The organism is Idiomarina sp. UBA3176 (assembly GCF_002364295.1).
GTDB lineage: Bacteria > Pseudomonadota > Gammaproteobacteria > Enterobacterales > Alteromonadaceae > Idiomarina > Idiomarina loihiensis.
The window spans coordinates 1-8,222 of the sequence record NZ_DEXU01000013.1 but is presented as its reverse complement, the minus strand read 5'-3'; the positions used below and the strand labels follow the sequence as shown (position 1 = coordinate 8,222).

General features: G+C 42.5%; 6 protein-coding genes and 1 pseudogene. 4 read left to right on the top strand and 3 right to left on the bottom strand.

What is annotated here, in order from left to right; translation table 11 throughout:
- Nucleotides 1-215: pseudogene (locus B2U97_RS04830) on the bottom strand (polysaccharide hydrolase); the annotation flags it as partial.
- Between the two features lie 200 nt (nucleotides 216-415).
- On the opposite strand from B2U97_RS04830, the gene B2U97_RS04825 reads away from it, so the two are divergent.
- The 3 genes from B2U97_RS04825 (at nucleotide 416) to B2U97_RS04815 (ending at nucleotide 2,103) form a co-directional block, all read left to right on the top strand.
- Nucleotides 416-967, top strand: a complete 552-nt coding sequence (locus tag B2U97_RS04825; RefSeq protein ID WP_011235821.1) for a hypothetical protein — start codon at nucleotides 416-418, stop codon at nucleotides 965-967.
- A 111-nt stretch (nucleotides 968-1,078) separates the two neighbouring features.
- On the top strand, nucleotides 1,079-1,549 hold the full coding sequence (locus B2U97_RS04820) for a hypothetical protein (protein WP_034819481.1): 471 nt from the start codon (nucleotides 1,079-1,081) through the stop codon (nucleotides 1,547-1,549).
- Between the two features lie 71 nt (nucleotides 1,550-1,620).
- Nucleotides 1,621-2,103 carry a hypothetical protein gene (locus tag B2U97_RS04815; RefSeq protein WP_034819479.1) on the top strand — a complete coding sequence of 161 codons (483 nt, stop codon included), beginning with the start codon at nucleotides 1,621-1,623 and terminating at the stop codon, nucleotides 2,101-2,103.
- 399 nt (nucleotides 2,104-2,502) lie between these two features.
- Here the strand turns inward: B2U97_RS04815 and B2U97_RS04810 are convergent, their stop codons facing one another.
- Both B2U97_RS04810 and B2U97_RS04805 read right to left on the bottom strand, forming a co-directional pair.
- Nucleotides 2,503-3,765 carry a sensor domain-containing phosphodiesterase gene (locus tag B2U97_RS04810; protein WP_286823336.1) on the bottom strand — a complete coding sequence of 421 codons (1,263 nt, stop codon included), beginning with the start codon at nucleotides 3,763-3,765 and terminating at the stop codon, nucleotides 2,503-2,505.
- 71 nt (nucleotides 3,766-3,836) lie between these two features.
- Nucleotides 3,837-5,417 carry a methyl-accepting chemotaxis protein gene (locus B2U97_RS04805; protein WP_286823335.1) on the bottom strand — a complete coding sequence of 527 codons (1,581 nt, stop codon included), beginning with the start codon at nucleotides 5,415-5,417 and terminating at the stop codon, nucleotides 3,837-3,839.
- A 662-nt stretch (nucleotides 5,418-6,079) separates the two neighbouring features.
- On the opposite strand from B2U97_RS04805, the gene B2U97_RS04800 reads away from it, so the two are divergent.
- Complete coding sequence (locus B2U97_RS04800) at nucleotides 6,080-8,038, top strand: HAMP domain-containing methyl-accepting chemotaxis protein (RefSeq protein ID WP_286823334.1); 1,959 nt, start codon at nucleotides 6,080-6,082, stop codon at nucleotides 8,036-8,038.
- Nucleotides 8,039-8,222: the final 184 nt, after the last annotated feature.

Sequence of the window (8,222 nt, the reverse complement as noted above, 5' to 3'; positions counted from 1 at the left end):
AACACCATGCTGACACGCAGGGCCTCGGCGTCCTTGCTTATATCCAGGTTATCGTAGTTCTCCAGCTGCCAATGCCAGCTTGTTCCTGGCTTGGGTTGCCATATGCCGGATTCTTGGTGATCCGAGCTTTCTGAAGACGAATCAGAGTTACAAGCGGTTAGTTGCGAGCAGGCTAAAACCAATAAACTTGCAGCAAAACAGTTTCGGTAAAACATTGGTGTCATTCCTTAGGTGATCCTTTAGAGATTATCGAGCTTTGCCGGATGGGCGGCAACCTTATTTGAATAACCGACCCTAGAAACTAAGTTTAGGTTCGCGAACCCGCTATCTGGATATTATTTTAAAGGTTAATTAATATACTGGGTGAAAAGTTGATTCAGACACAACGGAATGAGAAGTTTCAGAAGGAGACGCTATGTTAACCAAAGCTTTTTTTGCCCCTTTTTTAACAGCTAGCTTGCTGCTGATATCGGTATCGACGACAGCACAGTCAGTTTCGCAGAAAACCGATATGCTCCCCAATAAATCGAATACACCCGCTTGTAAGCTTCTGACAGAAAAAGACGTTCTGGATCATATTCCCACCAGCGAAGGCGTTCATATAGCAGAAGAAAGAGCTGAGCAAGGTTATTCAACCTGCGTTTGGGTACGAAATGATCTGGATCCTGACTTGGCCACCAAAGAGCCATTTCAGTTGACTGTATCCTGGGACTACCACGACCATGAAAGTGACAACATGGGAGGCTATGTATTAACCCAAGCTCGTCGATTAGGTGAGCCAGTCTTAGGCATTGGCGATGAAGCACACTGGATGCAAGGCGCAATGCCAACACTGGCGGTCTGGTATAAAGAACAAAGCGTGGCTATACAGCTTTTAGGAGGAGAGCCTCAGCGAAAAGGTAGCAAAATTTTAGCCAGCAAAGCATTACGTCGGATAAAAGCCGGTAATATTGCTCAAACGAATTAGAGCTGTTAATCCCCAGGCGTTGACTCGTTGTCACTGCTTCAATAAAGTTATTATCACTAAGGTAAGGAAGTAAAAACCTTTAAGTTTATCTTAAACACAGGAATATGACTGATGAAATCAACAGGAATAATGTTTGCAGCCGCCCTTACTTTAAGTCTCTCCGCTAATGCACAAACACCACCTGAACAGTCGATGGATAAGCCATGGGAATCTTTGTATGAAAACCCAGGTAAAACACCTTATGACAACGACCAGTCTGAGCATGGCAAGCTGCTGCAGGCCCGTTGGAAAAGTTGCTCTGGTATGGTTTTAAAAACCAATATGGTCGCCAAAACAGTGGCTGATCTTAAAGATAACCCGGACGACTACTACGTAACCGAAGAGCAGAACCGCAAACAACTGGAGCGCTTCTTTCCCACGACTTCCGGTACCTACCAGGACGCCATTAACGAAAAAATATTAGCCTTAGGCTATGAACACTGGAAAATGGGCCGAGGCGAAGCCGACAGCTCACCGGAGCTGTCTCAATTAGTATGGGACTGGTGTACTAGTCAGCCAGCCAAAAATTTTAAAGGACTGTGAGTTTCTCGTTTAGTAGCGTTATCTAAAAAAGAAGAAATATTCCCCTCTTAAATCAATTAAGGTATAGCTGCATGTTAAGTAAAAAAAGCACTCTATTTTTGTACGCTGTACCTTTTATTATTAGTTTACTTTCTTACTTTTTTCAGTTCAGTTTCATAAATGAAGTTACTGGAAATAACGGAATAGGGTTGATAGTAACAGGCATCTTATCACTGTATTTTATCGTCATAACGTTACTCGCTTTCAGTTTAAAAGAAGCCGTCACCCCATTACTGTCGTTAGCTATACTGGCTCTTATGTTTTTACCTGTTAGACAAAATATTTCTGTCGTCAGCACTTTAAAATCAGATTCCAAAATCTATTGGATAGAGCGCTCGTATTTCACAAGCTTTTTGAGTGTTCATAAAGCTAATAATGAAATTATAACGAAGCCTGAAAGAGTACGCTTAATAGAAGATGTTGTTTACGAGGCACAGCTTAAAGCCATTGAAGGGGAAGTTTACTTAGTCTACAAAGAAAACGAGAATGACCCTGACATTTCAGAAAAAATCTAAAAATGACTAAATTACAGGTTCTAATCCTTGAAACATTAAAATTTAATGACTTTAATGTCTCATTTAAGATCTTTAATGTTTATTAAGAACTTTAATGTACGCCGACAAAAAATGTAGTGCAGTAATAAAGTTTCATACTTAAACCCCATAAGCTTTTGATTTTTTATTTAACACTAGCTGGCACCGGAAAATAAAGTATCATACTGGATGCTTCTGTTTTAGCTAAACCCATCAAAGCTATGTAATAAAGTGTCATACTCGAACATTGACTATCTACTCAAATCGTCAATCTTGACTGGCCAACAGCCAATAACCAATAACCAATAACCAATAACCAATAACCAATAACCAATAACCAATAACCAGAAAAATTCTAGGCCAATTAGGCGTAATATATTTTTAAGTGCATTCGAGAAAGGCTAATGCCGTAGGTCGTGAAAAGTAAAAACCTTGAAAATATTCAATACCAAGTCGTTTAAGTTGATTGTATTCCGTTTCAGTTTCTACTCCCTCTGCAATAATAGTTAAATCAGACATCTGCCCAAATGTAATTAATGCCGCTACTAATGACTGTTTCTTATTATCTTGATCTATATTTGAAACCAAGCTCATATCCAGCTTTATGATTGAGGCGTTCAATTCCAATATATGTCTCAAGCTTGAAAATCCGGCGCCGACATCATCAATCGCAACTTTAAAACCGAGTTCAATAAGAGGTGCTAATGCTTCAGCAAATAAAGTGTAGTCTTCTATTTCAGAATGCTCTGTTACTTCGATTATCAAGTCTTTCGGTGATGCCTCACCCAAAAGTTGAGCCAGAGTCCCACTAGAAATAAGTGCAGGTGTGGCATTAATTGACACACGGCATTCACCAAACTCTTTTTTTAAATGGGTCAATTCACTAAGCACTTGTTTAATAATCAATGATTCCACTGCGTCTGAAAGTCCGACTGACTCGGCTTTATCGAGCCATACATTAGGCGGAAGATAGGGCGTTGTATTAAAGCGCGCAAGCGCCTCAAAGTGTCGGACTGGCTGTTTTTTTGTAGAATTAATTTCCTGGTATGCAATTGATACTCTACGTTCTGCCAGCACTAATTCAACTTGCTCTCGAGCCTCATATTGAAGAACAGCGTTTCCAAGGCGTCTTTTAAAGATTTGACCGATGAAATCAGCCATCACATTAAGAAATGCGCTGTGGCTATCTTGTAAGTCTTTGTGGGGCGACTGATTATAACAACATAGCGTACCGTACAATTGACTACCATCAATGAATATTGGAACACCAATATAGGCACCTATGTTGAGAGCTTTGGTAACAGATAAGGACCGCGTAACACTATTTTTTGATGTGTCAGGGATAATGTTAGGTAGGTCACCATCCACTATTTTCTGACAATATGACTCTTTTTTAGGGCTGCTATCATGAGGATGGAGGCTTGGTTCGGTTACGCTTTGCTCCGTTGCCGTGAACTCAATTAGACGTTTATCATCAGTAAAGCGAGCAATAAACGCGACTTCCATGCCCATATGATAGCGGATCGAATTCAGTATTTCCTGTATGAACTTATCTCCATTCATACTATTAAATAGATAAAGCCGATGGTCCATTTTCCCCAAAATATACTCTCTTTGTTTTATTAATGGAAAAGCCGCATACACTCATTTCTTAGAGCTCAGTCGGTAACATCAATTGAGATAGAGCTCCCCCTATAAGGTACAAAGAAAGTTACTTAACTCTCTTGCTGAGAATCCCAAAATTGTGACGTTAACTGGTCAAGACGCCTTGTTATAACAACAGTGCTGTCAGTAACATCACTACTCAATTTCGCAGCTTCAAGGTTTTGCTCCGAGTTTGTCTTAATAGCCGAGACACTCTCGCCAATATTTTGAGCGACTTTGCTCTGCTCTGTCACGGCTTCAGCAATTTGATCATTCATAATGGATATAGTATTGATAGACTTTACAATATCTTCAAGATAACTTGCCGTTTTTTGGCTTTTTTCAACGCTTGACTGTGCCATTTCCTCCCCTTTAGTCATAACATCAACGGACTTATTTACGCCATTCTGTAATTTTTCGATAACCCCTCGTATCTCTATAGTTGAGTTCTGTGTTCGATTAGCGAGCGAGCGAACTTCATCTGCTACAACAGCGAATCCACGTCCAGATTCACCCGCTCGAGCAGCTTCAATTGCTGCATTGAGAGCCAACAAATTAGTCTGGTCAGCAATGCTCAATATCACATCCAGGATTTTCTCTATATCTGTGCTACTTTTTGAAACATCATTAATAACTATACTGGCCTGATTTATTTGTTCCTTTAACTCATTAATAGCTGCGGCATTAATATCTACTATTTCTTTTCCATTTTTTGCTTTATCTAATCCATTAGTTGATGCCGCAGAGGTTTCTTTTGCACTACTGGCGACTGTTGCTATGCTGGCGGACATCTCGTCAACCGCAGCAGCGACCTGTTCTGTCTGTTCAAACTGGCGCATGGTTCCAGTTTCAGACTGAGACACCGCGCTACTGAGACTCGCGGCATTATCAGTTAGCGTATTCGACATGTCATTAATCCGTCCGATAAGAGCGGCATTTTCAGATTGTAATGCCTTAATACTTAGCAGAACAGTTCCGGCTTCATCAGATCTGCCAGTGTATACGTAGCGAGCGACATTATCCGATGTAATTGACTTTAAGCTCTCTACTGCCGATAAAAGGGGAAGAAAAGAAACTGAGATATACGTTGCAACTACGAAGGCTGCAATTACGACTGTAATCAAAACAAATAATGCATCCGAAAATAGTAAAAAGCTTAAGGTTGGGAGTAATAATGTAACTAAAAGTGATAAAAGCAATTTATTTTTTAGAGACATAGAGGGCTTAATACCCATGGGGGTTTTGCCCTTATTCATTAATGAGTAAACAGACTGCGCCCGCTTAATAAATTCCGGTTTTGCGTTGCGGCGAACTGATTGATACTCCTCGGTTTTTCCGTTTTTTTTGATAGGTGTTGCATACGCGTCGACCCAATAATGATCGCCATTTTTACAGCGGTTTTTAACTATTCCCATCCACGAATTTTCTTTTTGCAAATCACTCCAAAACATTTTAAAAACAGGAGAGGGCATGTCAGGATGACGCACAATATGATGATTATTCCCAATCAGCTCATCCTCTGTAAAGCCACTAATATCAATAAAATCTTTATTTATATATGTGATTTGGCCTTTCAAGTTTGTAGTTGAAAGGATATTGGCATGTGGAGAAAAAAGTTTTTCTATATTGGTTATAGGTAAGTTTTTTTTCACTATTATTCCTAAAATCAATTAATAACTGAAACACTCACTCATAGCTTGTTGCGATGGCTCTTTAGAAGATATGTCAGGCTGAATCACTCCAATACTCTCCTAGAACAGAAATTCAGAAACTGCTGGTGTAATTTACCCACTTTTTAACTGAATCGCCATTAATTAAAATTCCAAGCCATCTTCAAAACTAACTAAGGGAAAAATACATTTGTACTTCGCTTTTTGCAAGTGAAGCGTGAAGATCGTGACGCTCAAAATCAAGGTTGACGATTCCTCAAAATATAGTTTGCTAAAACAGCTCGGGGTTAATGTCACCTAGATGGCTATGTCGCCGTTTCCGATTACAGAATACTTCAATGTAATCAAAAATGTCAGTTACGAACGAGACGTAAACATAGCCTGAGCCGGTCTCCACATACTTGACATCGGCCGTTCGGACGCTGTGCAGTAAATTCACAACTCACTAAATCCAGCGGTTGATCGATCCTCATCTCTGGACCTCACAAATAAGTTTTGCTGGCAAGCTTCCTGATTTTTTCAGGGTAATAGGGATTTTTCTCAGTTTTTTTCTATGAGTCGATATAATTCTAAATAAAGCACCATTCGACCCTACGAACTGGACTCTAGGCCATTTTGACACCTAACTTGTGAGGCAGCGCACCGTGAGTGACATACTTAATAAATTTACAATTCGAATTCGACTAATTGCGGGCTTCACCATTCTTGTCTTGATCGCGCTGACCCTGGCGGGCATAGGAATTCTGGCGCTTGATACTGTAGCCGACCGAACTGGAAAAGCCGATGATGCAAATAGGCTCGTCAAGCAGGTTCTTGATTTAAGAGGAGAAGAGAAAAACTACTTGCTCCAGAGCCGCGCCGAAGATGCGGACGATGTGCGCGAACTCGTCGGTAAAATTCGCGCCGGGATCGTAGCGACAAAAGAGAAATTCGAAAATGCCGAGAACGATGCGTTGATGGACGAACTGGCCGAAGAAATAACGCAGTACGAACAAACGTTTGAACGGTATGTTCAGCTGGATCACAACGCCGATGCGCAGCAGGTAGGTATGGAGACAGCCGCTCGGAGTCTGGAAGGGATCTTAGATGAATATCGCGCCCAGCAAAAAAAGCAAGTACGACGTTTGTTAAGCCAAAATTCGGACCCAGCAGAGATTCTTGAAGAACTGCGCGAAGCCGATGCTGCTAATCGACTCATAAAACATTTGTTGGAAGCACGCCGAGACGAAAAGAATTTCCAGATCCGCTCGGAACCTGAGGCGGCAGAGCAGGTGAGCAATGAGCTGGATGCCGCCTCTGCGCTTGCTGCAGAACTGAGGGCAAAGGCCGAACGAGAGTCCAGCAGACAGGTTGCGGTCGAAGTATCTGAAGAATTGGAAGCCTACCGACAAACGTTTAGCCAGTTTGTTGAAGATCGCTCGCAGCAAAGGGACCTGCGCCCAGTTTTGGTCAAAGCAGCACGTCAGTTGGAGAGTGAGGCACAAGCTCTGCGCGAAGACCAGAAAGCGGAACTTTTAAAAGACACTGCTTTTGCTACTACGATGATCGAAGTTCTTGCAGCAGTTTCAGTGGCCCTAGCTGTTTTGATCTCATGGCTCATGGTGCGAGCGGTTGTTGCCCCTCTGGATCAAGTAACTCTGGCTATGCAGAATATCGCCGACGGTGAAGGTGATCTCACTCGTCGATTGCCAAGCAAGGGCGAGCACGAAATTGCAAAGCTGGCAAGTGCTTTCAACGCGTTTGCTGAGAGAATGCGAACCGCTATTGAGACGGTAGCAAGTAATGTGGCACAGCTCTCCGCGGCAAGTGAGGAGCTTTCTGCCACAGCTGAACAATCCAAAGCAGCTACATCTGATCAGCGTCAACAGACAGAGTCTCTCGCGACCGCAATGAATGAAATGACAGCAACGACGCATGAAGTCTCGAGAAGTATCGAACGAACCAATGAATCTACTGTTACCACATCGGAGCACGTCGAAAGCGGGGAGAGTGCGGTCAATCGCACTGTCGAGCAAATCCATGGGCTAGCTGATAGAATCAGTCAGACGGCCAACAATGTAGAGGATCTGGCGAAACGTTCGGGCGATATTACCTCCGTGCTTGACGTTATAAAAGGCGTGGCAGATCAAACCAACCTTTTGGCTTTAAATGCAGCGATTGAAGCAGCGCGGGCCGGTGAGCAGGGTCGAGGTTTTGCGGTAGTTGCTGATGAGGTTCGAACTTTGGCGGGACGTACTCAAACGTCTGCTGTGGAGATTGGAGAGATAATCGAATCTTTACAAGCCAATGTTCGGCAGTCCGTTGACGGGATGCGCCTTTGCCAAAACGACATCGAAACTGCGACAGAGGCTAGTGCCGAGGCTGGGCAAGCGCTGTCCGAAATTACGCAGACCGTTTCAACAATACTCGATATGAGTAACCAGATTGCCAGTGCTGCTGAACAGCAAAATGCAACGATCGAAGAGATGAACCAAAACACCCAGTTTATTCATGATATGTCCGTGCAGAATGCGACCGCTACCGAACAAACCTCTGCGACCACTCGGGAGTTAGCTGGTATGGCATCGAACCTACAAAACATGGTTGCACAATTCAGAGTTTGATGCATAGTCGCCAAAATAATAGATAAAACCACGAAGATGTCTCGACTTTTGGGGCACCTAAACATGACGACTCGATGAATACCAGGTTTAAAATTTATAGGCAGAGGTCAAATTTTTGTGGATAAAAAATAAACCATTAAATGTTGCGCCCAATCTGGGCACTGTAGTGGCAGACTAAACCCGA

What these genes read in the sequence shown, in the direction of transcription:
- B2U97_RS04825 (WP_011235821.1), top strand. Translation starts at nt 416, where the DNA reads ATGTTAACCAAAGCTTTTTTTGCCCCTTTTTTAACAGCTAGCTTGCTG.
- B2U97_RS04820 (WP_034819481.1), top strand. Translation starts at nt 1,079, where the DNA reads ATGAAATCAACAGGAATAATGTTTGCAGCCGCCCTTACTTTAAGTCTC.
- B2U97_RS04815 (WP_034819479.1), top strand. Translation starts at nt 1,621, where the DNA reads ATGTTAAGTAAAAAAAGCACTCTATTTTTGTACGCTGTACCTTTTATT.